The sequence below is a fragment of the Flavonifractor sp. An100 genome (assembly GCF_002161175.1).
Classification (GTDB): Bacteria; Bacillota; Clostridia; order Oscillospirales; family Oscillospiraceae; genus Lawsonibacter.
Genome location: NZ_NFMA01000015.1, coordinates 25,260 through 49,631 on the forward strand (window position 1 = coordinate 25,260; position 24,372 = coordinate 49,631).

Annotated in this window: 29 protein-coding genes and 1 riboswitch; of the genes, 21 read left to right on the forward strand and 8 right to left on the reverse strand. The window is 63.3% G+C overall.

The window, feature by feature from the left end:
* From B5E43_RS09510 to B5E43_RS09575, 14 genes are all read left to right on the forward strand, one after another.
* Complete coding sequence (locus tag B5E43_RS09510; RefSeq protein WP_087396148.1) at positions 1 to 351, forward strand: hypothetical protein; 351 nt, start codon at positions 1 to 3, stop codon at positions 349 to 351.
* A complete protein-coding gene (locus B5E43_RS09515) occupies positions 348 to 671 on the forward strand; it encodes a hypothetical protein (RefSeq protein WP_087396150.1) in 324 nt (107 codons plus the stop codon). Before B5E43_RS09510 ends, B5E43_RS09515 begins: the two co-directional genes overlap by 4 nt.
* On the forward strand, positions 668 to 1,171 hold the full coding sequence (locus tag B5E43_RS09520) for a hypothetical protein (protein WP_087396152.1): 504 nt from the start codon (positions 668 to 670) through the stop codon (positions 1,169 to 1,171). The genes B5E43_RS09515 and B5E43_RS09520 overlap by 4 nt, the downstream gene beginning before the upstream one ends.
* Positions 1,168 to 2,226 carry a phage tail sheath C-terminal domain-containing protein gene (locus B5E43_RS09525; protein WP_087396153.1) on the forward strand — a complete coding sequence of 353 codons (1,059 nt, stop codon included), beginning with the start codon at positions 1,168 to 1,170 and terminating at the stop codon, positions 2,224 to 2,226. Before B5E43_RS09520 ends, B5E43_RS09525 begins: the two co-directional genes overlap by 4 nt.
* Before the next feature lie 188 nt (positions 2,227 to 2,414).
* Positions 2,415 to 2,804, forward strand: coding sequence for a hypothetical protein (locus B5E43_RS09530; protein WP_087396155.1), 390 nt, complete (start codon positions 2,415 to 2,417; stop codon positions 2,802 to 2,804).
* Positions 2,805 to 2,809: 5 nt separating this feature from the next.
* Positions 2,810 to 3,193: a hypothetical protein gene (locus B5E43_RS09535; RefSeq protein WP_087396157.1), complete on the forward strand. Its 384-nt coding sequence runs from the start codon at positions 2,810 to 2,812 to the stop codon at positions 3,191 to 3,193.
* A complete protein-coding gene (locus B5E43_RS09540) occupies positions 3,187 to 3,447 on the forward strand; it encodes a hypothetical protein (RefSeq protein WP_087396159.1) in 261 nt (86 codons plus the stop codon). The genes B5E43_RS09535 and B5E43_RS09540 overlap by 7 nt, the downstream gene beginning before the upstream one ends.
* A complete protein-coding gene (locus tag B5E43_RS09545; protein WP_087396161.1) occupies positions 3,444 to 4,061 on the forward strand; it encodes a hypothetical protein in 618 nt (205 codons plus the stop codon). The genes B5E43_RS09540 and B5E43_RS09545 overlap by 4 nt, the downstream gene beginning before the upstream one ends.
* A gap of 12 nt (positions 4,062 to 4,073) precedes the next feature.
* Complete coding sequence (locus tag B5E43_RS09550) at positions 4,074 to 4,652, forward strand: LysM peptidoglycan-binding domain-containing protein (protein ID WP_242964788.1); 579 nt, start codon at positions 4,074 to 4,076, stop codon at positions 4,650 to 4,652.
* A complete protein-coding gene (locus tag B5E43_RS09555) occupies positions 4,649 to 5,599 on the forward strand; it encodes a hypothetical protein (protein ID WP_087396163.1) in 951 nt (316 codons plus the stop codon). The genes B5E43_RS09550 and B5E43_RS09555 overlap by 4 nt, the downstream gene beginning before the upstream one ends.
* A gap of 3 nt (positions 5,600 to 5,602) precedes the next feature.
* The gene (locus B5E43_RS09560; protein WP_143382983.1) at positions 5,603 to 6,013 is read left to right on the forward strand and encodes a hypothetical protein; all 411 of its coding nucleotides are present in this window, start codon (positions 5,603 to 5,605) and stop codon (positions 6,011 to 6,013) included.
* 2 nt (positions 6,014 to 6,015) lie between these two features.
* Positions 6,016 to 6,369, forward strand: a complete 354-nt coding sequence (locus tag B5E43_RS09565) for a hypothetical protein (protein ID WP_087396166.1) — start codon at positions 6,016 to 6,018, stop codon at positions 6,367 to 6,369.
* Between the two features lie 13 nt (positions 6,370 to 6,382).
* Positions 6,383 to 7,438, forward strand: a complete 1,056-nt coding sequence (locus B5E43_RS09570) for a baseplate J/gp47 family protein (RefSeq protein ID WP_087396168.1) — start codon at positions 6,383 to 6,385, stop codon at positions 7,436 to 7,438.
* Positions 7,435 to 7,998: a DUF2313 domain-containing protein gene (locus B5E43_RS09575; RefSeq protein WP_087396170.1), complete on the forward strand. Its 564-nt coding sequence runs from the start codon at positions 7,435 to 7,437 to the stop codon at positions 7,996 to 7,998. The genes B5E43_RS09570 and B5E43_RS09575 overlap by 4 nt, the downstream gene beginning before the upstream one ends.
* 60 nt (positions 7,999 to 8,058) lie before the next feature.
* Here B5E43_RS09575 and B5E43_RS09580 read toward each other — a convergent pair whose 3' ends face one another.
* Positions 8,059 to 8,997: an AEC family transporter gene (locus B5E43_RS09580; protein ID WP_158099012.1), complete on the reverse strand. Its 939-nt coding sequence runs from the start codon at positions 8,995 to 8,997 to the stop codon at positions 8,059 to 8,061.
* A 122-nt stretch (positions 8,998 to 9,119) separates the two neighbouring features.
* The gene (locus tag B5E43_RS09585) at positions 9,120 to 10,754 is read right to left on the reverse strand and encodes a class I adenylate-forming enzyme family protein (RefSeq protein ID WP_087396173.1); all 1,635 of its coding nucleotides are present in this window, start codon (positions 10,752 to 10,754) and stop codon (positions 9,120 to 9,122) included.
* A gap of 300 nt (positions 10,755 to 11,054) precedes the next feature.
* Here B5E43_RS09585 and B5E43_RS09590 point away from each other — a divergent pair, with 300 nt between their 5' ends.
* Genes B5E43_RS09590 through B5E43_RS09615 form a run of 6 tightly spaced genes read left to right on the forward strand, consistent with a single transcriptional unit; the run spans position 11,055 to position 15,914 of the window.
* On the forward strand, positions 11,055 to 11,369 hold the full coding sequence (locus B5E43_RS09590; protein ID WP_087396175.1) for a YerC/YecD family TrpR-related protein: 315 nt from the start codon (positions 11,055 to 11,057) through the stop codon (positions 11,367 to 11,369).
* A 60-nt stretch (positions 11,370 to 11,429) separates the two neighbouring features.
* Positions 11,430 to 13,175: an indolepyruvate ferredoxin oxidoreductase subunit alpha gene (gene iorA, locus B5E43_RS09595; RefSeq protein ID WP_087396178.1), complete on the forward strand. Its 1,746-nt coding sequence runs from the start codon at positions 11,430 to 11,432 to the stop codon at positions 13,173 to 13,175.
* Positions 13,176 to 13,179: 4 nt separating this feature from the next.
* The gene (locus tag B5E43_RS09600) at positions 13,180 to 13,752 is read left to right on the forward strand and encodes an indolepyruvate oxidoreductase subunit beta (RefSeq protein WP_087396180.1); all 573 of its coding nucleotides are present in this window, start codon (positions 13,180 to 13,182) and stop codon (positions 13,750 to 13,752) included.
* A 3-nt stretch (positions 13,753 to 13,755) separates the two neighbouring features.
* Entirely contained in the window at positions 13,756 to 14,124 is a 369-nt protein-coding gene (locus tag B5E43_RS09605; protein ID WP_087396182.1) for a CrcB family protein, read from the forward strand.
* 37 nt (positions 14,125 to 14,161) lie between these two features.
* Positions 14,162 to 15,463 (forward strand): phenylacetate--CoA ligase, encoded by a 1,302-nt coding sequence (locus B5E43_RS09610; protein WP_087396184.1) that lies wholly within the window; start codon positions 14,162 to 14,164, stop codon positions 15,461 to 15,463.
* Positions 15,464 to 15,479: 16 nt separating this feature from the next.
* The gene (locus B5E43_RS09615; protein ID WP_087396186.1) at positions 15,480 to 15,914 is read left to right on the forward strand and encodes an acetolactate synthase; all 435 of its coding nucleotides are present in this window, start codon (positions 15,480 to 15,482) and stop codon (positions 15,912 to 15,914) included.
* A 60-nt stretch (positions 15,915 to 15,974) separates the two neighbouring features.
* Here B5E43_RS09615 and B5E43_RS09620 read toward each other — a convergent pair whose 3' ends face one another.
* The 3 genes from B5E43_RS09620 to B5E43_RS09630 all read right to left on the reverse strand — a co-directional run bounded on the left by B5E43_RS09620 (position 15,975) and on the right by B5E43_RS09630 (position 19,565).
* Positions 15,975 to 17,639: a formate--tetrahydrofolate ligase gene (locus B5E43_RS09620; protein WP_087396188.1), complete on the reverse strand. Its 1,665-nt coding sequence runs from the start codon at positions 17,637 to 17,639 to the stop codon at positions 15,975 to 15,977.
* 59 nt (positions 17,640 to 17,698) lie between these two features.
* A riboswitch (ZMP/ZTP riboswitch) is annotated at positions 17,699 to 17,789 on the reverse strand.
* A 60-nt stretch (positions 17,790 to 17,849) separates the two neighbouring features.
* Positions 17,850 to 18,779, reverse strand: coding sequence for a LysR family transcriptional regulator (locus B5E43_RS09625; protein WP_158099013.1), 930 nt, complete (start codon positions 18,777 to 18,779; stop codon positions 17,850 to 17,852).
* Between the two features lie 318 nt (positions 18,780 to 19,097).
* On the reverse strand, positions 19,098 to 19,565 hold the full coding sequence (locus B5E43_RS09630; protein ID WP_158099014.1) for an SseB family protein: 468 nt from the start codon (positions 19,563 to 19,565) through the stop codon (positions 19,098 to 19,100).
* Positions 19,566 to 19,941: 376 nt separating this feature from the next.
* Here B5E43_RS09630 and B5E43_RS09635 point away from each other — a divergent pair, with 376 nt between their 5' ends.
* A complete protein-coding gene (locus B5E43_RS09635; RefSeq protein ID WP_242964789.1) occupies positions 19,942 to 20,472 on the forward strand; it encodes a QueT transporter family protein in 531 nt (176 codons plus the stop codon).
* Positions 20,473 to 20,548: 76 nt separating this feature from the next.
* Here B5E43_RS09635 and B5E43_RS09640 read toward each other — a convergent pair whose 3' ends face one another.
* From B5E43_RS09640 to B5E43_RS09650, 3 genes are read right to left on the reverse strand one after another with little or no spacing between them, the layout of a single operon-like run.
* A complete protein-coding gene (locus tag B5E43_RS09640; protein ID WP_087396194.1) occupies positions 20,549 to 22,417 on the reverse strand; it encodes an S-layer homology domain-containing protein in 1,869 nt (622 codons plus the stop codon).
* 20 nt (positions 22,418 to 22,437) lie between these two features.
* Positions 22,438 to 23,628: an ABC transporter permease gene (locus tag B5E43_RS09645; RefSeq protein ID WP_087396197.1), complete on the reverse strand. Its 1,191-nt coding sequence runs from the start codon at positions 23,626 to 23,628 to the stop codon at positions 22,438 to 22,440.
* Entirely contained in the window at positions 23,625 to 24,371 is a 747-nt protein-coding gene (locus B5E43_RS09650) for an ABC transporter ATP-binding protein (protein ID WP_087396200.1), read from the reverse strand. Before B5E43_RS09650 ends, B5E43_RS09645 begins: the two co-directional genes overlap by 4 nt.
* Between the last annotated feature and the right edge of the window lies 1 nt (position 24,372).

Genomic DNA, 24,372 nt, shown 5'->3' on the forward strand with positions numbered 1-24,372 from the left:
ATGGAGGAGGAGATCCTGGAGCTGTGCCGGGCCATGGGGGCCGGGGCGGATCAGGAGGCGCTGCTGCGCCCCCTGATCCGGGCGGTGACCGACGCTCTCACTGGGCGTCTGCGCACCGGCATCACACCGGAGGACTGCGGCAGCGCCTTCCCTCTGGCTGCCGCCATGGTGGCTATGGACGGCCTGAACTACGCCTGCGGCGGCGGAGGGATGACCTCCTTTACCGCAGGGGAGGTGTCTATCCGGACAGAGAGCGGATTTGCCAAGGATTCCCGCACCGCCCAGGCCGAGCGGCTCATGGCCCCCTGGCTGGGAGAGACGGGCTTCGCCTTTCAGGGGGTGAGGGGATGATGGACGGGGAGTGGCAGGCCATTTTGACTCGTTACGGCCGGGATGTGACCCTGTATTCCCCTCAATACCCGGAGGGAACTACCCTCCGGGCCATGGTGCAGCCGGTGCTGGAGCGTACCGGGGAGCAACAGGTCCCCTCCCCCCTGGGCATGCGGCGGGAGGACCGCTTTTTGTATTTGGGCCCCAAGGAGGCGGCCCTTCAGGCCGGGGAGAGCCAGGTGGTTTGTCAGGACGGAACATACGAGGTCCAGAGCGCTCACCTGGTGGGGGACCACCACTGGTGGGCCATTCTGCGGCCCAGGGATAAGGAGAGCCTATGAACACGGGATTGCAGGCCATCCGGGAGCGGATGGCGGAGTATCTGAACAGCTGTGGGGTCCGTGCCGTCACGGCCTGGCCCGGGGAGACGCGCAGCCGCCTGGAGGAACCGGTGGTGGTGGTGTCTCTTCGAGGATGCAAGGCGGGGCCTGCCGGGTTCCAGGACTACCTGGGAGAGCGGTATAACCAGGAGACAGGTATGTGGGAGGAGCTCTACGGGCGGAAAGCGGAGATCACCTTCGGACTGGACCTGTATGACGGCCGGGACGGGGACGGGGCACGGCTTCAAACCTCCTTTGACGCCCTCTCCCAGGCTCTGACCCAGGGTGGACCGGAGGGGCTGGCTCTGGTGGAGTTCTCCTGCGGGGAGACGGATTACGACCCGTCCGCACGCCTGCTGCGGCGTAAGGCGGAGGCGGTGTGCCAGGCCTGCCTCTACGCGGTGGCCCAGGAGGGCGGACTGTTTACAGACTTTACATTGAGAGGGGAAATGAAGGGATGAGCATAACGGTACATCAGCGTCCGGGGGTTTACTCCTCCTACGACGCCTCCTCGGTGGTCAGCGGCAGCGGCAGCGGCCGGCTGGTGGGTCTGGTGGCGGTAAATACCCAGAGCGAGGCCGGGGTGCCCCAGACCATCACCAGCTACGACAAGGCGGTGACCGCCTTCGGCTCCACCGGAGATGAGGACATGGCGGAACTCATTCGTCTGGCCCTGAAAAACGGGGCCAGCGGGGTGGTGGCCGTCCCCATTGCCAGTGAGGACGGCTACCAGGCGGCCTTTGACACCCTGGCGGAGGTGGAGGACCTGGCGGTGGTGATTTGTGACAGTACCGACCAGACCGTACAGCAGAAGCAGAGGGACAGTGTGGTACAGGCCTCCCAGACTCGCCGAGAGCGGCTGGCCGTGGTGGCTGGAGGGACCGCAGAAGAGGTGGAGGCCCTTATTGCCCGGGCCAAGGAGCTCAACTCCGAGCGGGTGGTACTGGTGGCCCCCGGGGCGGTGGACCGGGAGGGAGAGGCCATCTCCGGCCTGGCTGTGGCCGCCGCTGTGGCGGGGGTGCTGGCCGGGGGCGGTGACCCCGCCCTGCCTCTGGGAGGCGCGGAGCTTGTGGGCCTGTACGGCCTGGATGGACGCTACGGAGACGGGGATCTGGACCTGTTGATCCTGGGGGGCGTCACCCCTGTGGAGAGCGTGGGGGGCGTAGTGAGCGTGGTCCGGGGGATCACCACCCGCACCACCACCGGTGAGGCGGCGGACAGCACCTGGCGGGAGCTGGCCACCATCCGCATTGTGGATGACGTCATCCCCAGCCTGCGTTCTGCTCTGCGCAGCAAATTCCGCCGGGCCAAGAATACCCCCCAGAGCCGTAGCGCCATCCGGGCCCAGGTGGTGCTGGAGCTGGAAAACAAGCTGGAGCGGGAGATCATCACCGGGTATGAAAATGTGTCGGTGGCTGCCGACAGCGAGGACCCCACCCGGTGCCTGGTGGAGTTCTCCTTCACGGTGGCCCACGGTCTGAACCAGATCTGGCTCAGCGCCCATATTACGGTATAAGCGCCGAATCCCCGAACAGGGGAGCTAAGCCCGGAGCGGAGGCCGGCAAACCAGTGGGGGCCGAGGCCCACACGTTTGGCGGCGCAGACGCAGGGGTTAGCGACCCGGCTGTGAGGGGACTGAGGCGTGAGAAAAGCGCCGAATGCCCCAACAGGGGAGTTTGCGTTTGAAGATAAGGAGGTCGAAACATGAGCATTGCAGGGTTCCCAACCAGCAGTGATATTTATTTGGAGGTGGACGGCACCAGGGTGGCTGTGGTTCAGAGCTACACCGCCAAGGCCACCAAGTCCAGTACGGCGGTGGAGGCCTTTGGGGAGTCGGAGCCTGTGGCTACCATCCCCGGTCAGGCCACCCATGTGCTGGAGCTGACCCGGCTGTATGCCACCGACGAGGCCATTCAGGACGGCATTGACTTCTATTCCCTGTCCGGCTTCTCCCTGGTCATCTGCAAGCCGGACCGGAAGATCATCTACTCCGACTGCCAGTGGAGCTCTATCCAGGAGAACGCCACCCTGGGCAGCATGGTGCTGGAGAAGGTCACTCTGGTGGCCTCCCGCCGCATCGAGACGGAGGTGTAAGGGCCATGGAGGGGTCCATTTTGGCCCAGCGGGACCGGATCGCCCTGCCCAATGGCATGGAGCTGCGTCTGCTCTCCGCCCTGGAGGTCCTCCAGGCCCGCCGGGAGGCGGGAGAGCTGGCGGGAGAGGAGCGGGAACGGGCCCTATGCTCCAACGCCTGTCTGCTGGCCCGGGCACTGGAACATGGGGAGGACCACACCCCGGTATTTGAAAGCGGCCAGGCGGTGCTGGCCGGGCTGACGGTGGAGGAGATCGCCGCCCTGGCCCGGCGCTGGTCCCAGTTGCGCCGGGAGAGCGACCCCGGGCTGGGGCTGGACAAAGAGGAGCTGGAGGAAGTAAAAAAAAACTCCGTTCCGACCCCAATGACCGGCTGCGGTGGCGGGTGCTGAGGGACTTCGGGGCCCTGCCCACCGAGGCCCGGGCCCGGGAAATGAAGGACCGGGACTACCTGTGGTGCCTGGTCCACCAGCTGCTGGACCGGGAGGAGGAGCTCAGCCGCCTGTGCCCCGACTGCCGGGCCCGGGCGGAGGAGCGTCACTGCCCCGTTTGCGGCCGGGCGGCGGAGGATTGGGGCGAGGGAGAAGTCAATCCGGCCTTTGACCAGAGCCGGTTTGAACAGTTGAAAGGGGGCGGCGGAGGATGACCGACTACCTGGAGGAGCAGGAGGAGCAGGCCCAGGCTCTGGAGGAGAACCTGGCGCGGCTGGAGGAGGCTCTGGTGGCTCTGGGGCCGGGTGCCTCGAAGAAGGCAGCAGGGGTGGCGGAAGAGTCTGCCGCCCCGGCTTTTCTGCCTGGGAGTCAGATAGCCGCGGAGACAGAGACGGCCCTCATCCGGGCCCGAGATTGGGAAAAGGAAGAGGAGGGGGAGAACCGGACCTCTTTCGAAAGGGGGGAGGAGAGTTCTCCCCTGCTGGAGCAGGCCGAGGCTTTGGAGGCGGCTCTGGCGGGCCTGGACATTCTGCGGGCAGGGACAGGTGAGGGAAGTGCCCTCGTGGGACCCTGGCGGGGAGCGGCCATGGGCCGGGAGGAGGCCTTGATGCAGAGAGGGTCCCGCCAGCAGGAGAAATGGCCCGATCGTCTGCTGCCTAGGAGCGGTGCCGCCGACCTCAAGGACCTGGGCTTGGGCGGGGAGACACGTCCGGGAAGTCCCCGGTCCGGGGCGGCGGCCTGGGACGGGGAGACCGAGGAGGCCCGGCGGATGGACCGGATCTTCCGCCGGGACAGCCGCCGCTATGATGGCGGCTTTTTCCTGTACTGAGGAGGGATTTTCGTGGATTTGTCACCCATGCGCTATAAAACCTACACTTGGCCCCACAACCCAAGGGTCTACTCCATCGACTATGAGCGGAAGATGGCCCTGCATAAGACCCCCTTCGGCCTGTTCCATCTCCAGGACCTGGGCCGGACCAACCGGATTATGGAGGGAGAGGGGGAGTTTGTGGGGGAGGGGGCCTATGCCCAGTTCGGGCAACTGGCCAACGTGTTCTATGACAGTGGCCCCGGGCTGCTGGTCCACCCCCTGTGGCAGGCAGCCAACGCCTACTTTGTCTCCCTACGTCTGGAGCAGGAGCCTCGGCCCGACTATGTACGTTACTCCTTCTCCTTCTGGGAGGACGACAGCTGGTACACCGGCCTTGCCGTATCGGTGACCCAGGGGGCGGGAGCGAGTGAACCGGAGCAAGATAGCTCTACTGCCATCCAGCCGGTGTACCACCGGGTGGTGAAGGGAGATACCCTCTGGGCCATCGCCAACACCTACGGCATTGGGCTCAGCGAGCTTATCGCCCTCAACCCCCAGATCAAAAACCCCAACCTCATCCATGTGGGAGACGAGGTGAGAGTGCGGTGAGAGGCTATGTGACCGACGGGGCGGGAGGCCGCTGGCTACTCCCGGAGGCGGTGGCCTGGCGGCTGGAATATACCGCCGGAGTGCCCTGCGACAGCTTTTGGATCCGCTGTCCCTGGAGCCGGGAGAACACCGCCAACCCCGCCGCCTGGGTGCGGTTTGAAGCCCAGCAGGAGGGGGAGAGGGTGTTCACCGGGGTGGTGGATGAGTGCCAGGTGTCCCAGAACGAAGGGGGCGGGCTGCTGGAGGTGTCCGGCCGGGGAATGGCCGCTTTGCTTCTGGACAACGAGGCCCTGGGCCAGGACTACGGCACCGCCACCCTGGAGGATATTTTGCGGGACCACGTGGAGCCCTACGGCATTGCCGCCGCCCCGGGGGCCAGCCTGCCCGCCGTCAGCCCCTTTTCGGTGTCCACCGGCAGCAGCGAGTGGTCGGTGGTCTACGAATTTGCCCGCTATTACGGAGGAATTGCACCCCGCTTTGACCGGGAGGGCCGCCTGGTCCTCACCGGCTGGCCGGCGGGGGAGGAGAAGCTGCTGGGGGACGGAGCGCCGGTGACCGAGCTGGTGTGCCGGGACCGGCGGTATGGGGTTCTGTCCCAGGTGCTGGTGCGGGACCGGTACAGCGGCAGTGTCCAGACAGAAGAAAACGAGAGCTTTGCCGCCTCGGGGGGACGGGCCCGGCGGGTGCTGACTATGCCCGGGCGGAGCAACTATAAGGCCATGCGCTATACGGGCCAGTTCCAGCTGGACAAATCCGCTTCCGAGCTGGAGCGGCTGGAGGTACAGATCGCCCAGCCATTCTGCGCCTGGCCGGGGGAGCTGGTGCGCATCCAGCGCAGCGGCTGGGAGCGCAATGGCTTGTTCCGGGTGGTCCAGACCACAGTGGGACTGGACACCTCGGGGGAGTGGACCCGGCTGGAGCTGGCCAGGCCGGACTTTGTGGTGTGAGAGGTGAGGGAGATGTGGAGCGGACAACAGGGCAGGCTGCTTCCGGTGGAAGAGCCGGGGGCGGAGCTGGGAGAGGTGACCCTGGGCGGAGACCCCGCCGGGGTAGTCCTGGGGGGAGAGCGCAGGAGCATCCCTGTCTATGGTCCCGGCGGTTACGCCTGGCGCCCCTCGGTGGGTGACCAGGTGTTGGTGCTCAAGGCGGGAGCAGAGCGGGAGTCTCCCTGCATCGTAGGACGGGTACAGGGAGACCTGAATCTGGGGCCGGGAGAGACAGCGGTGTCGGGAGGAGACAGCGCGGTTTATCTGAAAACAGGACAACTGGACCTACGGGGGAACGTGACCATTAACGGAGTGGGGCTGGTAGATCTGATTGCGGCAGTGGTAGCGGAAATTTTAAGCAATCTGGAGGTGTGAGCGTGGAACTGAAGCTGGTCAATGGGGATTACGTCCCCGACGGGACGGGGGGCATGTGCCGCCTGTCGGGGGCGGAGGAGGTGTTGGGCCGGGTGCTGTTCCGGCTCACCGCCCGGCGGGGCGGCCTGCCCTTTCTGCCCAATCTGGGCAGCCGGCTGCGCCTGGTGCTGCGGGAGAAGCCCTCGGCCCGCCAGGCTTTGGCCGCCCAGTATGTGACGGAGGCCCTGAAGGAGGAGCCCGACCTGCGGGTCACCGGGGTGGAGCTGTTTGGGGAGGACCCAGGACAGCTCACTGCCTACCTGGAGTGGCAGGGGGAGCCCCTGTCAGTGACAGTGGAGCTGGGACGGTTGGGCTGAGGGAGGACGAGAGATGAAAGAGCTAGAGGAAATTTATCAGGAGATGCAGGCCTGTTTTGCTCAACGAACGGGCCTGGAGATGGGGGAGGGCTGTGATCTAGCCGCCCGGCTGTATGCCCTGGCCGCCCAGGTATATGCTCTCTATGCCCAGGCCGACTGGGTGGCCCGGCAGGCCTTTCCCCAGACGGCGGAAGGGGAGTATCTGGACCGCCACGCCCAGCTGCGGGGGCTGGAGCGTAAGCAGGCAGTCTATGCCCAGGGAGTAGTGCGCTTCTCCACCGGGGAGACCTCTGACTACGACCGGGAGATCCCCCAGGGCACGGTGTGCATGACGGCGGGGCTCATCCGCTTCGCCACCACCCAGCCCGCCCGACTGCTGGCCGGAACTCTGTCTGTGGACGTCCCCGTCCAGGCCCTGGAGGCGGGTGCTGCGGGCAACGTTGCGGCGGAGACCATCGTAGCCATGGCGGTGGCGCCCACGGGGATATCCGCCTGTACCAATCCCCAGCCCTGTACGGGGGGCGGAGACCAGGAGGGGGATGAGGAGCTGCGGCAGCGAATTTTGGAGAGCTTCCAGCGCCTACCCAACGGGGCCAACGCCGCCTACTATGAGCAGCAGGCCATGTCCTTCGACTCCGTGGCGGCGGCCCAGGTGGTGCCCCGGCCCCGGGGTACGGGGACGGTGGATGTGATCGTCGCCACCTTGAACGGAACACCGGAGGAGGAGCTGCTGGAGGAACTAACCGCTTACTTCCAGGCCCGCCGGGAGATCGCGGTGGATGTGGCGGTAAAGGGGCCGGAGACCAAGACGGTGGACCTGTCGGTTCAGATCGCCGTGGAGGGCGGCCGGGATTTGGAGACCGTGTCCGCCCAGGTGAAGCAAACGCTGGAAACCTGGTTCACCGGCAAGCTGTTGGGCCGGGGGGTGCTGCGGGCGGAAATCGGGAACCTGGTTTACTCCTGTGATGGGGTGGCCAACTATGTCCTCACCGCTCCCGCCGCCGACGTGGCCGCCCAGACGGGGGTGCTCCCGGTGCTGGGCAGCCTGAGCGTGGGAGGGATGGCATGAGCTACGGCCAATATCTTCGGGAGCTGCTTCTCCCGCTGGGGGTGTACGACCTGGATGCCCCCTTCAATGGTGGGGAGTTGGATGCCGCCGGTCAGGCTCTGGACCAAATGGAAAGCCAATTGGAAGAGGTGGACCGGGAGGCCAATTTGTCCACCGCCCAAGACTGGGGCCTGGAGCAGGTGGCCCGGCTGTTTACCCGCCGTCCGGTGGCCGACAGTCCCCAGGAGCTGGCCCAGGCCCTGGCGGCCCTCCTTCGCATCGGCGGGGACAGCTTCACCCTCTCGGCCATCAACGACACCATTGCCGGCTGCGGTGTGCCCGCCCGGGTGGAGGAGACAGGGGTGGAGCGGGTGCGGGTGACCTTTCCGGGGATCGCTGGCATCCCGCCCAGCTTCGAGGAACGCAAGAAGATCATCGAGGAGATCCTCCCTGCCCATGTGGAGATCGAGTACTGGTTCTGGTATCTCACCTGGGCGGAGCTGGAGGAGAAGTTCTCTTGCTGGCAGGATATTGAGGACCGGGATTTGACCTGGGAAGGTCTGGAGACCTGCGTGGATTAGAGAAAATAGAAAGGGCCCCGAGGCAACCGCCTCGGGGCCCTTTTCTTTCTCGGTAAAATTCTACAGAAGCCCGATCTGTTTCAACAAAAATATCCATAAAAACAGGGTCAGACTACAGAACAGGGAGGTGGACACCACCAGCTGGGCGGTGAGCTCGTGGTCGCTGCCGCAGGCCAGGGCCATGGGGTAGGAGGAGGATGCGGTGGGGGTGGCCACACAGACCAGGATGGCGCCCAGGGTGTCTCCCCGGAACCCCAAAAGTATGGCGGGAATGAGGGCGGCGGCGGGGGCCAGAACCAGCCGCACCAGGCTGCACCGGACCACGGTCCAGATCTGGCCCGTCAGACCCCCAATCCGGAAGGAAGCCCCCAAGGCCAGCAGGGTGGTGACGCTGCCTGCGTTGCCCAGGCTGCTCACCGCCTGCTCCACAGAGGAGGGCAGCCGGATTCCCAGCAGCAAAAACAAAATGCCCAGCAGGCAGGCCCGAATGAGGGGGTTATGGAAAATGCCGGACAGGGTGTGGCGCAGGTCCACCCGGTTCCCCCGGCAGGTCTCCAGGGTGATGACAGCCAGTATGTTGAAAAGGGGGACCACCAGGCTGATGGCGATGGACAGCAGGGCCACCCCGTGGGAGGACATCATAACCTGGGCCAGGGACACGCCGATGACGGCGATGTTGCTGCGGAAGGAGTTTTGAATATAGGCTCCCCGGCGTCTGGGATCCGGTTCCCGGAGGGTATAGTAGGCATAGCACAGGGCAAACCAGACCAGCACCCAGGCGATCAGGTAGGCCAGCAGGTCAGACTGGACGGCGGCGGTGAGGTCGGTGGAGTAGATGTTGTAAAACAGCAGGCAGGGCAGCAGAGCCTGGAAGCTGAGGGTGCTCAGGTGGTGGAACATCACCTCGGGGACCACCTGGGCACGGCGGACCAAAAAACCCACGCATAGGGTGAGAAACATGGGAATGACGCAGTTGAGAGAGACGATGAAATTTTCCATGTGGGCCCTCCTGTTGGGAAATCGAGCAATACAGACCCTATTGTAACACATTTTCAGGCGGGGGGAAGAAAAAGATCAGGCAGGCAGCCTTTTTTCGGGCCGCCTGCCTGTTTGTTTTATGATTATCCCTTGGCCTGGGCCTCCACCAGGCGCACGCCGCAGTACTGCTCCCGCAGCTTGGGCTTTTCGATTTTGCCGGTGGGGTTGCGGGGCACATTGGCGAAGATGATCTTCCGGGGACGCTTGTACCGGGGCAGGTCCATGCAGAACTGGTTGATCTCGCTCTCGGTGCAGGCCATGCCCTCCTTGAGCTGGATAATGGCGGCGGCGATCTCACCCAGACGCTTGTCCGGCAGGCCGATGACCGCCACATCGTGGACTTTGGGGTAGGCAGACAGGAAGTCCTCAATCTGGACGGGATAGAGGTTCTCGCCGCCGGAGATGATTACGTCCTTCTTCCGGTCCACCAGGAAGTAGAAGCCGTCCTCATCCTGCTTGGCCATGTCGCCGGTGTGGAGCCAGCCGTCCTTCAAAACGGCCTGGGTGGCCTGGGGGTCGTGGTAGTAGCCCACCATCACTCCGGGGCCCTTCACGCACAGCTCGCCCACCTCGCCCTGGGGGACGGGCTGGTCGTTCTCGTCCACGATCTTGCACTTCCAGCCGTAGCCGGGAACGCCGATGGCGCCCACCTTGTGGATGTTGTCCATGCCCAGATGGACGCAGCCCGGGCCGGTGGACTCGGACAGACCATAGTTGGTGTCGTATTTGTGGTGGGGGAAGTAGCTCAGCCAGTGCTTGATGAGAGAGGGGGGGACGGGCTGGGCGCCGATGTGCATCAGCCGCCACTGGGAGAGCTGGTAGTCCTCCAGCTTCAGGTCTCCCCGATCCAGAGCAGCCAGGATGTCCTGGCACCAGGGCACCAGCAGCCACACGATGGTGCACCGCTCCTGGGACACCGCATGGAAGATGGCCTGGGGGGAGTTGCCCTTGAGGAGCACCGCCTTGCCGCCGGTAAACAGGGAACCGAACCAGTGCATCTTGGCCCCGGTGTGGTACAGGGGTGGGATACACAAAAACACATCCTCGTGGGTGGTGGCATGGTGGATGGCTTCCATCCGGGCGGCCTGGAGGAGGGCGGCGTGCTTCAAAAGAATGGCCTTGGGGAAGCCGGTGGTGCCGGAGGAGTAGTAGATGGCACTCTCGTCCTCATCATCAATGAGCACCTTGGGGGCCACAGAGGAGCAGTTGGCGGTGGCCCGGTGGTAGTCCTCGGCAAAGGAGGGGCAGCTCTCTCCCACGAAGAACATCAGCAGCTTGTGGGAAAACTTGGGCACAATGGCCTCCACCCGGCCGATGAACTCCGGGCCGAAGAACAGCACGTCGGCCTCCGACAGCTTCAAACAGTAGTCGATCTCCTGGGAGGTATAGCGGAAGTTCAGGGGCACGGCGATGCATCCGGCCTTTAAAATGCCGAAGTAGATGGGTAGCCACTCCAGACAGTTCATCAGCAGAATGGCCACCTTCTGCCCCTTCTTCAACCCCCGGCTGAGCAGCAGATTGGCCACCCGGTTGGCCTTCTCGTCAAAGACCGACCAGGTGATCTCCCGGCGGTAGGGGACGGCGGAGGTGGGCTGGATGAGCTCATATTCCTTCCAGGTCACCCGCTGCTGCTCCTGAATCTCGGGGTTAATTTCCACCAGGGCGGTCTCCTCGCCGTAGAGCTTGCTGTTTCGTTCCAGCAGATCGGTAATGGGCATGGCGCTCAGTCTTCCTTTCTAAGTTGAAGTGGGCCGGTGGCGCCGCCTCACTTCAACGGTTTCAATCTTTAAACTGTTGAAGTATCATACCCCATAAGAGGGGCGGTGTCAAGGGCAAAAAAACTTTTTTGCTTTGAATCGTGAAAAAGTGTTTACCTTCACGCTTTAATGTGCTATAGTTGGGCTAACACGGGTGAACGGCCTTGAGGTCGGGCAGTCCGCGGACAAGGGAAAAAAGCCGCTGAACCAATCCGGTGGAGGGAACTCCACGCCGGAAGACAACACAAGGAGGACGACGCTATGGCAAAGACGGAGCGGCGGGAACGCAGTCTGGCCCTGTATGAGACCATTTTAAAACTAAAGGACCTGGACGAATGCTGCCGCTTTTTCGACGACCTGTGCACCCCCACGGAGCTGCGGTCCATGGAGCAGCGCTTTGACGTGGCGGTCTATCTCCAGCAGGGGCTGGTGTACCTGGATATTCTGGAAAAGACGGGGGCCAGCAGCGCCACCATCAGCCGGGTCCGGCGGTCTATGCTGGACAACGGAGCGGGAGGCGTGATGCAGGATGTGATCCTGCGGGAGGGGTTGGGTACCCCTCCGGACAAGACCTGAAAACCACACGAGCCGACAAGGGTCGGGAACTTATTTTAGAAAGCAGGGAGTAAGAAAACGATGAAGCAACTGATGTTGGGCAACGCTGCCGTTGCCCGGGGGCTGTATGAAGCTGGGTGCTGTGTGATCTCCAGCTATCCCGGTACCCCCAGCACCGAGATCACCGAGGAGGGGGCCAAGTACGACGAGATCTACTGTGAGTGGGCTCCCAACGAGAAGGTGGCGATGGAGACCGCTTTCGGCGCGTGCCTGGCCGGCAAGCGCTCCTTCTGTGGGATGAAGCACGTGGGTCTGAACGTGGCCGCCGATCCCCTGTTCACCATGTCTTATACCGGGGTAAACGCCGGCCTGGTCATTGGGGTGGCCGACGACGCTGGCATGCACTCCTCCCAGAACGAGCAGGACTCCCGCCACTACGCCCAGGCCGCCAAGGTGCCCATGCTGGAGCCCTCCGACTCCGCAGAAGCCCGGGCCTTTGCCAAGCTGGCCTATGAGCTGTCCGAGCAGTTCGATACCCCCGTGCTGCTGAAGATGTGCACCCGGGTGGCCCACTCCCAATCCCTGGTGGAGTGCGGCGAGCGGGTGGAGCCCGAGATGAAGCCCTATGAGAAGAACATCGCCAAGTACGTCATGATGCCCGGCAACGCCAAAAAGCGCCACCCAGTGGTGGAGGAGCGGACGAAAAAACTCCAGGCCTGGGCGGAGACGGCGGAAATTAACCGCGTGGAGCCCGGTGAGGACCACAAGATCGGCATCATCACCTCCTCCACCTCCTACCAGTATGTGAAGGAGGTCTGTGGAGACCGCTTCCCCGTGTTGAAGCTGGGTATGGCCTGGCCCATGCCCGAGCAGAAGATCCGGGACTTTGCCGCCTCGGTCAACGTACTTACCGTCGTGGAGGAGCTGGACGGCTTCATTGAGGACTACTGCCGCTCCCTGGGCCTGGCCCTGGTGGGCAAGGACGTCTTCCCCTGTATCGACGAGTTTTCCCAGAACCTGGTGGCCGAGAAGCTGGGCCTGCCCGTCCACACCGGCAAGGCTCTCGCCGACGCCATTCCTCCCCGTCCCCCTGTCATGTGTGCTGGCTGCCCCCACCGGGGACTGTTCTACACCCTGAACAAGAATAAGTGCACCGTTCTGGGTGACATCGGCTGCTATACCCTGGGCGCTGTGGCCCCCCTGTCCGCCATGGACATGACCCTGTGCATGGGCGGCTCTATCTCCGCTATCCACGGCTTCAACAAGGCACGCGGGGAGGAGAGCGAGGGCAAGACGGTGGCCGTCATCGGCGACTCCACTTTTATGCACTCGGGCATGACGGGCCTGGCCAACATCGCCTACAACCAGTCCAATTCCACCGTCATCATCCTGGACAACTCCATCACCGGCATGACCGGCCACCAGCAGAACCCCACCACCGGTTACAACATCAAGGGCGACCCCGCGGGTAAGATCGACCTGGAGTCCCTGTGCCGGGCCATGGGCTTCAACCGGGTGAGAGTGGTGGACCCCTATGACCTGAAGGCCTGCGACCAGGCGGTGAAGGAGGAGCTGGCGGCCAAGGAGCCCTCGGTGATCATCTCCCGCCGCCCCTGCGCGCTGCTGAAGTACGTCAAGCACAAGGCCCCTCTGAAGGTGAACACCGACAAGTGCATCGGCTGCAAGAGCTGCATGAAGATTGGCTGCCCGGCCATCTCCATCAAGGAGGGCAAGGCCCACGTGGACAACACCCTGTGTGTGGGCTGTGGCGTGTGTGAGCAGCTGTGCCCGGTCAGCGCCTTTGAGAGTACCGGCAAGGAGGGGTAAGACAATGGAAACAAAGAATATTATGATTGTGGGCGTGGGTGGCCAGGGCTCCCTGCTGGCCAGTAAGCTGCTGGGCCACCTGCTCATGGAGCAGGGCTACGACGTGAAGGTGTCTGAGGTCCACGGCATGTCCCAGCGGGGGGGCAGCGTGGTGACCTATGTGCGCTACGGCGACAAGGTCCACTCCCCCGTCATCGACAAGGGGGAGGCCGACTTCATCGTCTCCTTCGAGCTGCTGGAGGCCGCCCGGTGGCTGGAGTACCTAAAGCCTGAGGGACAGATCGTCACCTCCACCCAGCAAATTGACCCCATGCCCGTCATTACCGGAGCGGCCCAGTACCCTGAGGACCTGGTGGCCAAGATGAAGGCCGCCGGGGCCAAGGTGGACGCCCTGGATTGCCTGGCTCTGGCCGAGGAGGCCGGCAGCAGCAAGGCGGTGAACATTGTCCTCATGGGCCGGCTGTCCCACTACTTCGACCTGCCCGAGGAGGCCTGGCAGGCCTCCCTGGAGGCCATGGTGCCCCCCAAGTTCCTGGAACTCAACAAAAAGGCCTTCCAGCTGGGCAAAAACGCCTGAGTTATGGGAAATCTGGTCCTGGTGGGATTGGGAGGGGGGCTGGGCGCCATGTGCCGCTACGGCGTCAGCCTCATCCCGGTGAAGGGGGACTTTCCCCTGCTCACCCTGTGCACCAATCTGCTGGGGGCGCTGCTCATCGGTGTGATTGTCGGCTTGGCCGGCGGCGGGCGGCTGTCCTCCGGCGGCACCCTCTTTTGGAAAACGGGGGTGTGCGGCGGCTTTACCACCTTTTCCACCTTCTCCCTGGAGAGCGTGACCCTGCTGCGCCAGGGCCGCTGGCTCGCCGGCGGAGGGTATATGGCCCTGAGCGTGGGGCTGTGTCTGGTTGGGGTGATCCTTGGAGAGCGGCTGGGCCGCTCCCTTGCCCCGTGAGGGGATTAGATTGCGGAGATAGAAAGGAATGATACCCATGGAACGATACTATCAGCCCGAGATCGAGTGTGCGTCTCGGGAACAGATCAAGGCCTGGCAGGATGAGCGCCTGGTCAAGCAGGTGCGCCATGTGTGGGACAACGTGCCCTACTACCGCAAAAAGATGGAGGAGAAGGGCCTGACCCCCGATGACATCAAGTCCTCCGACGACCTCTACAAGCTGCCCTTCGTCACCAAGGCCGACCTGCGGGAGGCCTATCCCTACGGCCTGGTGGCCAAGCCGCTGAAGGACTGTGTGCGCATCCAGTCCACCTCTGGCACCACCGGCAAGCGGGTGGTAGCCTTCTACACCCAGCACGACATCGACCTGTGGGAGGACTGCTGCGCCCGGGCCATCGTGGCCGCCGGCGGCACCAACGAGGATGTGTGTCAGGTGTCCTACGGCTACGGCCTGTTCACCGGCGGCCCCGGCCTCAACGGAGGCAGCCACAAGGTGGGCTGCCTCACCATCCCCACCTCCTCGGGCAACACCGAGCGGCAGATCATGTTCATCCGGGACCTGAGCGCCACCATCCTCTGCTGCACCCCCTCCTATGCCGCCTATCTGGGCGAGACCATGAAGGAGATGAGCCTGACCCCCGATCAGATCCCCCTGAAGGCGGGCATCTTCGGGGCGGAGGCCTGGAGCGAGGAGATGCGCCAGGACATCCAGAACACCCTGGGCATCAAGGCCTATGATATCTACGGCCTCACCGAGCTGTCCGGCCCCGGCGTCTCCTTTGAGTGCTCCGCCCAGAGCGGTATGCACATCAATGAGGACCACTTTATTGCTGAGATCATTGACCCGGACACCGGGGAAGTCCTGCCCGAGGGCAGCAAGGGTGAGCTGGTGTTTACCTCCATCACCAAGGAGGCCTTCCCCCTGCTGCGCTACCGCACCCGGGATATCTGCATGCTCACCCGGGAGAAGTGTTCCTGCGGGCGCACCCATGTGAAGATGTGTAAGCCCATGGGCCGCTCCGACGACATGCTCATCATCCGGGGCGTAAACGTGTTCCCGTCCCAGATCGAGACGGTGCTCCTCAACCACGGCTACCCCGCCAACTACCAGATCATCGTGGACCGGGTCCGTTCCACTGACACCCTGGACGTCCAGGTGGAGATGACCCCCGAGATGTTCACCGACAACCTGGGCGAGATCGACCGTCGGCAGAAGGATCTGGTGGACGGCCTGCGCTCCATGCTGGGTCTGGCCGCCAAGGTCACCCTGGTGGCTCCCAAGTCCATTGTTCGCAGCGAGGGCAAGGCCGTCCGGGTCATCGACAAGCGCAAGATTTAAGAAGGAGGGACGCAGCATGAGCATCAAGCAGATTTCCGTCTTTGTGGAGAATAAGCCCGGGGCCCTGTACGCCATGACCGGGGTGCTGGCCCAGCACAAGGTGGACATGCGAGCCCTGTCCCTGGCGGAGACCAAGGACTTTGGCATCGTGCGCATCATCGTGGACAACGTCTATGAGGCCACCACCGTGTTGAAGGACGCGGGGTATGTCCATTCCGTCACCCCCGTGCTGGGGGTGCGCATCCCCGACATGCCCGGGGGCCTGTACCGGGTGCTCCAGGTGCTCACCGACGCCAAGGTGAACGTGGAGTATATGTACGCCTTTATGGGGGGCAAGGACGTCAACCACGCCTACATGATCTTCCGGGTGGCGGACAACGCCGCCGCCACCGCCGCCCTGGCCAGCCGGGGCATTGAGGTCATCGACCAGGAGCAGGTGGTCAACCTGTAAAGGGAAAAAGAGAGAGAGGGGAGCGCCGCCGGGCGCTCCCCTTTTTTATGAATCTGGAAATCAGAACAGGCCGGAGATGACCCCGTTCTCGTCCACGTCGATGTTCTCGGCGGCAGGCACCTTGGGCAGACCGGGCATGGTCATGATCTCCCCAGTCTGAACCACCACAAAGCCCGCTCCGGCGGACACCTTCACCTTGGAGATGTGGATGGTGAAGCCGGAAGGTCGGCCCAACTGGGTGGGGTCGTCGGTGAGGGAATACTGGGTCTTGGCCATGCACACGGGCAGGGAGCCAAAGCCCAGGCTCTCCAAACGGGCCAGCTCCTTGGCGGCGGCGGGGGTGTAGGAAACGTCCGTTCCTCCGTAGACCTTCTCCACCACGGCCTGGATCTTCTCCTTGAGGGAGGCCTCCAGGGGGTAGGCAAAGGTGAAGGAGTTGGGCTGCTGGGTCAGGCGCAGCACCTCGTTGGCCAGGTCGATGCCGCCCTCGCCGCCCTTGCCCCACACCTCGGACAGGGCCACGTGGACGCCCAGCTCCCGGCACTTGGAGCGAATGAGCTCCAGCTCGGCGTCGGTGTCGTTGACAAAGCGGTTGATGGCCACCACGCAGGGCAGGCCGAAGACCTGGGTGATGTTCTCCACGTGCTTGAGGAGGTTGGGCAGGCCCTTTTCCAGAGCGGCCACGTTCTCCTTGCCCAGGTCGGCCTTGGCCACGCCGCCGTTATACTTCAGGGCCTTCACTGTGGCCACGACCACCACCGCGTCGGGGTGGAGGCCGGCGCAGCGGCACTTGATGTCCAAAAACTTCTCAGCACCCAGGTCCGCGCCGAAGCCCGCCTCGGTGACCACATAGTCGGCCAGCTTCAGGGCGGTGTCGGTGGCGGAGACGGAGTTGCAGCCGTGGGCGATGTTGGCGAAGGGGCCGCCGTGGACCAGAGCGGGGGTGTTCTCCAGGGTCTGGACCAGGTTGGGCTTGATGGCATCCTTCAGCAGGGCGGCCATGGCACCCTGGGCCTTCAGGTCGGCGGCGGTGACGGGCTTGTCGTCGTAGGTGTAGCCCACGATGATCCGGGCCAGCCGCTCCTTCAGGTCCTTCAGGCCGGTGGCCAGACACAAAACGGCCATGATCTCGCTGGCCACGGTGATGTCAAAGCCGTCCTCCCGGGGGACGCCCTGCATCCGGCCGCCCAGGCCGTCCACGATGTTGCGCAGCTGCCGGTCGTTCATGTCCACGCAGCGCCGCCAGGTGATTTTCTTCACGTCGATGCCCAAGGCGTTCCCCTGCTGAATGTGGTTGTCCAGCATGGCGGCCAGCAGATTGTTGGCCGCACCGATGGCGTGGAAGTCCCCGGTGAAGTGGAGGTTAATGTCCTCCATGGGCACCACCTGGGCCAGGCCGCCTCCGGCCGCGCCGCCCTTCACGCCGAATACCGGGCCCAGAGAGGGCTCCCGCAGGCAGAGCAGCACATTTTTGTCCAGCCGGCGCAGGGCGTCGGCCAGCCCCACGGAGGTGGTGGTTTTCCCCTCTCCGGCGGGGGTGGGGTTGATGGCGGTGACCAGGATCAGCTTGCCCTTCCGGGGCTTGTTCCGCAGCGGGGTGATGTCGATTTTTGCCTTGTAGCGGCCGTAATATTCCAGCAGCTCCTCAGAGATCCCAGCCTGGGCGGCCACCTGGCCGATGGGAAGCATCTTGGCGCTCTGGGCGATTTCGATGTCAGATTTCATAACAAATACCCCTTTCTTCCTGCGCCCTAAGGATAAAAAAAGGGCGCACCAGTTTCAGCTTAGTGCGCCCAGACGGTCGGCAAAAAGGACGCATAACGTCCCGCCATACTCCATGTGGTCGCTCCACTTCCGTCAGTTGTATGGCTGAATGTAGTGTATCACGGCCCCAACGCCCCGTCAAGAGGCTGGAGGGGGAGAAAATGTGGGCAGCTACAGGGGGTAGTTAAAGGGGCTGTAGCGCTCCTTGGTCAGGTCGATGAAGGTGCGGGCGGCTGGGGAGAGGAACCCGTTTTTCTTGTAGGTGACGGTGATGGGGCAGGTGAGGGGCGGGTCCCCGATGGTAAAGCAGCGCAGCCGGTCCAGATAGGGGGTGCGGGCGATGCCGCTGGCCTGGAGGAAGGCAAAGCCCATATTTTCCGCCACCAGGTTGATGGCGGTGGTGTTATTGGTGGTGATGAGGATATTCTGAGGCTCCAGATTGTGCACCGAGAAGGTGTTGTGGAGCAGCTTGGACAGCCGCCAGTCGGGGGGGAGCATGATGAGCCGCTCATATTCCAGGGCGCGCAGGTCGGGGAAGGGCTGGGGCTGGTCGTAGGTGCTCTCCAGGTCCTGGAGCAGGGGGTGGTCCCGGTGGCCGATGAGGAAGATCCGTTCCCGCATCAGAGTCTCATAGGTCAGGGCGGTCAGGTCGTCGGGGATCTGCATAAAGCAGAAGTCGGTGACACTGTCCTCAGCCAACTGGGCCAGATGGGGGACAGGGGCCTCGTGGAGGACCACCTGCACATCGGGATAGTGTTTGGTAAACTCGGGCAGCACGTCGGGCAGCAGGGTGGAGCCCCGCCAGGGGGAGACTCCAATGTGGAGCACCGGACGGCGCTTGTCCTTTAAATCCCGCAGGTCGCTGACCAGCTGCTGGTCCAAAAAGTTCTGCCGCTCCAGGTAGGCATGAAACACCTCACCGGCCGGGGTGAGGCGCAGGGGGGTGTGGGAGCGGTCCAGCAGCATAACGCCCAAATTGGCCTCCAGCTTAGCCAGGTACTGGCTGAGGTAGGGCTGGGAGAGGTAGAGCCGTTCCGCGGCCTTGGAAATGCTGCGCTCCTTGACGATGGCGAGAAAGTATTCCGGGTTTTTGATGAACATGGCGCCACCTCCCATGGGTAAAAAGTTATTGCTTGTATTGTAACATACCTATTTGTGCTGGGGAAGAAAAACTTTTCTCTCGGCAAAATAAAAACCCCGGCCGCGTGTATGCTCACGGCCGGGGTTCTCCGCTGGGGATGCCTGCCCAGCGGATTTCTGGTGGTCAGAGTGGAATTTCATTGTGAGGGGGAAGAAAGCAGGGAGGTGTGAGGAGGAGTTACCCATCTCTAACCAACCATAGATTAGCACGAGCTAACTCCTTTGTCAACACCAAAATCGAGAAAAACGAAAAATTTTTCCGCAAGGGAGGGGGAGCCGTTAGGCGTCTTGGCCGCAGGAGGCCTGCTGGGCTTTTCTCTGGGCCAGATGTCCCACCATGGAGCGGTCAAAGGACAGGCAGCAGCCGAAGGGGTCCACCACAAAACCGGCGGCCCGGTTGTCCCGGAGGATCATGCCGGCGTAGTCATCGAAGGAGAGGACCAGCACCTGCTGGTTTTTGGGGCCGCAGAGCTTGCGCAGCTCCTCCCAGCCGGTGAAGGCAGGGAAGAAGGGCTGGCCGTCCTGATTGGGGAGCAGTTGGAACTGGATGGCGGTACCGGTGCCCAGGGCCTCCTCTGAGCCAGCGGCATCCGGGTCGGGGGTAATGGTGACCGGGGCGAGGAAGCGGGCGGAGGAGATGACCAGGTCCAGCACGGCTTCCCGGCTGGGCCGGGAGCTCTCCCGGTTCATCCGCTCCACGGCGGAGAGCAGTTCGGGATTGGTAATGGGTTGTTTCTGTTCGTCCATAGGGGACCTCCTGAAAATGAAGTGCAGCATTTTGAGGTTATTATAGGACGAAAGAGGGGGTACTGGCAAGGGCTGGGGCTGGACAAGGGAAAAAATGTGTGCTAAGATGCCTGTTGACGAGTTTCTTCCACACCTCGTCCAAGCACGGAAGGAAGCGCCGAATCCCTGAGCAGGGGAGCTAAGCCCGGAGCGGATGCGGGCAAACCAAGGAGGGCCGAAGGCCCGAGTGTTTGCCGGCGGAGTCGGAGGGGTTAGCGACCCGACCGCGAAGGGACCGAGGCGTGATCGGCCCACAGCCCCAGTAAACACCTAGGTTCTTCTGTGTTCGTTCGGTGGTCTCCCACCGTTCTCTAAATAAGAAAATGGAGGCTTTTTTATGTCCAAAATGTCCAACCGGCACCTGACCCTGGCCGCCGTGCTGGCGGCGGTGTACGCGGTGCTCACCGTGGCCCTGCCCATCCCCCAGTACAGCGGCATCCAGATCCGTCTGGCCGAGGCCATGACGGTGCTGCCCTTCCTCTTCCCAGCAGCCACCCCGGGGCTGTTCATCGGGTGTATCATCGCCAACCTCTTCTCTCCCTATCCCCTGGACGTGGTGTGCGGCTCCCTGGCCACCCTGCTGGCCTGCCTGTGGACCCAGCACATGCCCAACCGCTGGCTGGCCCCCCTGCCTCCGGTGATCTGCAACGCCGTCATCGTGGGAGCGGAGATCGCCTGGTTTGAGGCGGGCTTTACCGCCGCCTTCTGGCCCGCCTACGCCTTCAACGCCTTTACCGTGGGCCTGGGCGAGCTGGCTGCCTGCTACATCCTGGGCTCCCTGCTGCTCAACGCCCTGCCTCAGCTCTCCTTCTTCCGGGAGCTGATCCCCCAGCGGCAGCTGGAACGCTTGTCCCATCACAATTCTTGATCATACAGAATCGAACATAAAACGGCTGTGCCGGACGTGTGGAGGTCCGGCACAGCTGTTTTTTATGCTTTTGGAGTTATTTTGGGGTGGCCACTAGGATGCGGATGCGGCCTCCGGCGGAGTAGCCGAAGCTGTCATACCACCCCTTCAGGGTGTAGTCGGAGGTGTTGATCTGGGAGAGGGTGGTGGCGTAGTAGGTCTGGTTGGAGGCGGTGTCCTTCAGCAGCACCTGAACGTCCTCCGCCAGGTCATACTCCTGATTCCCCGCCGTGGCGGTGAGGCTGGTCAGCTCGGTAATGGTGACGGAAGAGAGCTGGCGCATGCTCTTGAGCTGTCCGTCCTCATAGGTGAGGAGGGCGCCGCCAGTGGAAATGCTGTAGGCCCCGTTGGTGTTTAGGGAATAGGTGGTTCCATCCAGAATGTACTGGTAGCTGCCGGAGACGGAGGTGTCGGTGGAGTTTTTCTCCGCGTAGGTGACATAGGCGTAGGTCATGGTGTCGCCGGTGGCCTGGTCCAAAATGAGGCAGTCAATGTCTCCGTTGGAGTCCAGGGTGTAGTAGCGCACCTCGTCGCCGGAGAGTTTGCATCCGGCCAGACGGGAGGGGTAGATCCGGGCGTAGCCGCCGTTGGAGTCGGTGTCCAGAATTTCCACCGAGCCGGACAGGCCATAGCCGGCGAAGGTGGAACCGTCGGAGGAGAAGGAGCCGGAGAGGGACTTTTCCTGTAAGCTCTTCAACGTGGTGCCCGACTGGGTGACGGAGACGGAGACCAGCTTGCCGGTGGACTGGACGCCGCCGGAGTGGTAGAAGGTGCGGACGGTGCCGTCGGAGCAGGCCACCTGGGTGGAGGCCTGGACGCTGGTGGTGGAGGAGGATGCGGTGGAAGAGGAGGAGGCGGCCTTGGAGCTGGATACCACCACGCCGTAGTAAGTGGTCTCACTCTCATGGGGGGAGATGACGTCCACTACGCCCCCATTCATCCCCAGCAGAAGGGTGACCAGGTCACCCTGGGAGAACTGGCCCTGGCTGGAGAGTTTATAGGCGGAGGAGGAGGAGTCGATGTCATAGGTGACTCCGGCCACGGTGACGGCGGTGGGGGCGGCGGCGCTGGGGGAGAGGGAGGTGAGGGTGCCGGTGACCCGGGTGGTGTAGACCCAGACGGTGGACAGGTTGGCGTTGTAGTAGTACACGTCGTACTGCTCCACCTGGCTCAGGGAGCCTAGCGCCCCGTCCACATAGACCGTGGCGGCGGAGGAGGAGAAGGGGAGGGAGAGGGAGCCGCTGCCGGTGGCCACATAGGGCCCCTTGGTGTCGGCGGTGACCAGGGTGGCGTAGTCCACCTCGCCGTTGGAGATGGAGTAGCCCAGGCTGGTGCCGTAGGTAGCTCCGGTACTGTTTTGACACAGCAGCAGGTTGTAGAACAGCTCCACACAGTCGCTCCGGGTAAGAGTCTGGCCCTGGGTAGCGGTCACATCATCCAGCAGACCGATGGCGCTGGCCTTGGACAGCTGGGCGGTGGGAAAGGAGCCGGCCAGGGAGGAGGAGTCATAGCCCAGCAGCCGCAGCAGGGCGGTGCAGGCCTCCTCCAGGGTGATGGATTGGTCGGGGCGGAAGGTGCCGTCCACATAGCCGCTCATCCAGCCCTGCTCCACCGCCAGGCGGATGTACTCGCTGGCCCAGTGATCGCTCTTCACATCCTTGAACAGGGACACCCCGTAGCCGCTGCCCACGGAGTCCCGGTAGGGGGAGGCGGCGGTCATCATGGTGACAAATTGAGCCCGGGTGACGTTGGAGGACAGGTTCAGATTGCCGGAGCTGTCTCCGGCCATGATGCCCAGCACCCGCACCGCTTCCAGCTTGGTAGAGCTGTCCACGGCCAGGGCGCCGGTACACAGAGACAAGGTCAACACTCCTGCAGTGAGGAGGGAAAGCAGTCGATGTTTCATCTCACAGATCTCCTTTTCCGTTAATCATAATGCAGCGCGTCGATGGGGTTGAGGGCGGCGGCCTTTTTGGCGGGCAGGTAGCCGAAGAGAACTCCGATGCCTACGGAGATGCCAAAGGCCAGCAGCACCGCTCCGATGGTGGGGGAGACGGTGAGGGTGGCCTCCATCACGGAGGTGACCACCCGGGAGGCTATCACGCAAAGGCCGTCCCCCAGCACAATGCCAAGGATACCCCCCAGGGCGCTGGTGGTGGCCGCCTCGATGACGAACTGTTCCATAATGTAGCGCTCCTTTGCACCCAGGGACTTGCGAATACCGATCTCCCGGGTGCGCTCGGTGACGGAGACCAGCATGATGTTCATGATGCCGATGCCGCCCACCACCAGAGAGATGGCGGCGATGCCAGCCAGAACATAGACCAGGATATCCACCATGTCGGTCATGGTCTCCAGCATTTCAGCCATGCTGGTGACGGTGTAGTAGTCGTCGCTGGCAAAGACCTGGTAGAGGGCGTTTTCCAGGACCTCCACACTGGCGGTGATCTGGTCCTCGCTCTGCATGGTGACGGTGTAGCTGCTCACCTCGCCAGAGATGCGGGAGGCGGTGGAGTAGGGCAGGTACAGGCAGTCGTCGGCGCCTCCCTCGTCCATGCTGTCCTCCTGCTGCTCCATCACGCCGATGACCGTGAGGGTCTGGCCGCCCACCCGCAGGGTCTGGCCCACGGCATTTCCACCGAAGTAGGCCTGGTTGAGGTAGGCGCCGATGACGCACACCTTGCTGCGCAGGGCAATGTCGCTGTATTGCAGGTTCCGGCCCTGAGCAATGTCATAGTGCTTGATGGTGAGGTAGTCCTCGCTCACCCCCATGCAGGAGGTGGAGCTGATGGTCTCAGCGCCGATTTTCACATAGCCCATCATGGCCACTGTGGGGGAGCACAGGTCCAGATAGTCGCTGTTCTCTTCCACGATGGCATACATATCGTCCACACTGAGGGTGCGGGTGGAGCCTCGGGACATGACAGTGACGGTGAGGGTATCGGTGCCCATGGCGGAAAAGCTGTCGGTGATGTAGCCCTCCAGGCCGTTGCCCAGGCCCACAATGACGATAACGGCGGCCACGCCGATGATAATGCCCAGCATGGTCAGCAGGGTGCGGGTCTTGCTGGAGACGATGTTTTTCACCGCCAGGGTAAAGGATTCCCAAATGCTCATGCGTCTCCACCTCCCTGCCGGATTCCGGCGGCCCGGGGGGTGACCACCGCCTCGGGGGCGTCGGAGGGGCCGTCGTAGACCACCTGGCCGTCCTCCAAGCGGATGATCCGTTGGGCCTGGACGGCGATGGAGTTGTCATGGGTGATGAGGACCACGGTATTGCCCGCGGCGTGGATGTCCTGGAGGAGGGCGAGCACCTCCCGGCCGGTCTTGGAGTCCAGGGCGCCGGTGGGCTCGTCGGCCAGGATCACCGAGGGGTTGCCCACCAGGGCCCGGGCAATGGACACCCGCTGCTGCTGGCCGCCGGAGAGCTGACTGGGCTTATGGCGCCACTTCTCCCGCAGCCCCACCCGCTCCAGGGATTCCAGGGCCCGGCGGCGGCGGTCCAGTTTGTTGACCCCGGCATACATCAGGGGGACCTCCACATTTTCCGCCAAGTTGAGCTTGGGCAGCAGGTTATACTGCTGGAAAATAAAGCCCAAAAGCTCATTGCGGATCTCGGCCAGCTCATTTTTGTTCATTTTGCCCACGTCCCGTCCGCTGAGGAGGTAGGTCCCCTCTGAGGGGACGTCCAGGCAGCCGATGATGTTCATACAGGTGGATTTGCCCGACCCGGAGGAGCCTACGATGGCCACAAACTCCCCTTTGAAGATCTGAAAGGAGATGTGGTCGGCGGCCACCACAGTGGTGTCTCCCATGTGGTAATACTTGCATACCTGGCGAAATTCAATGAGGGGTTCCATG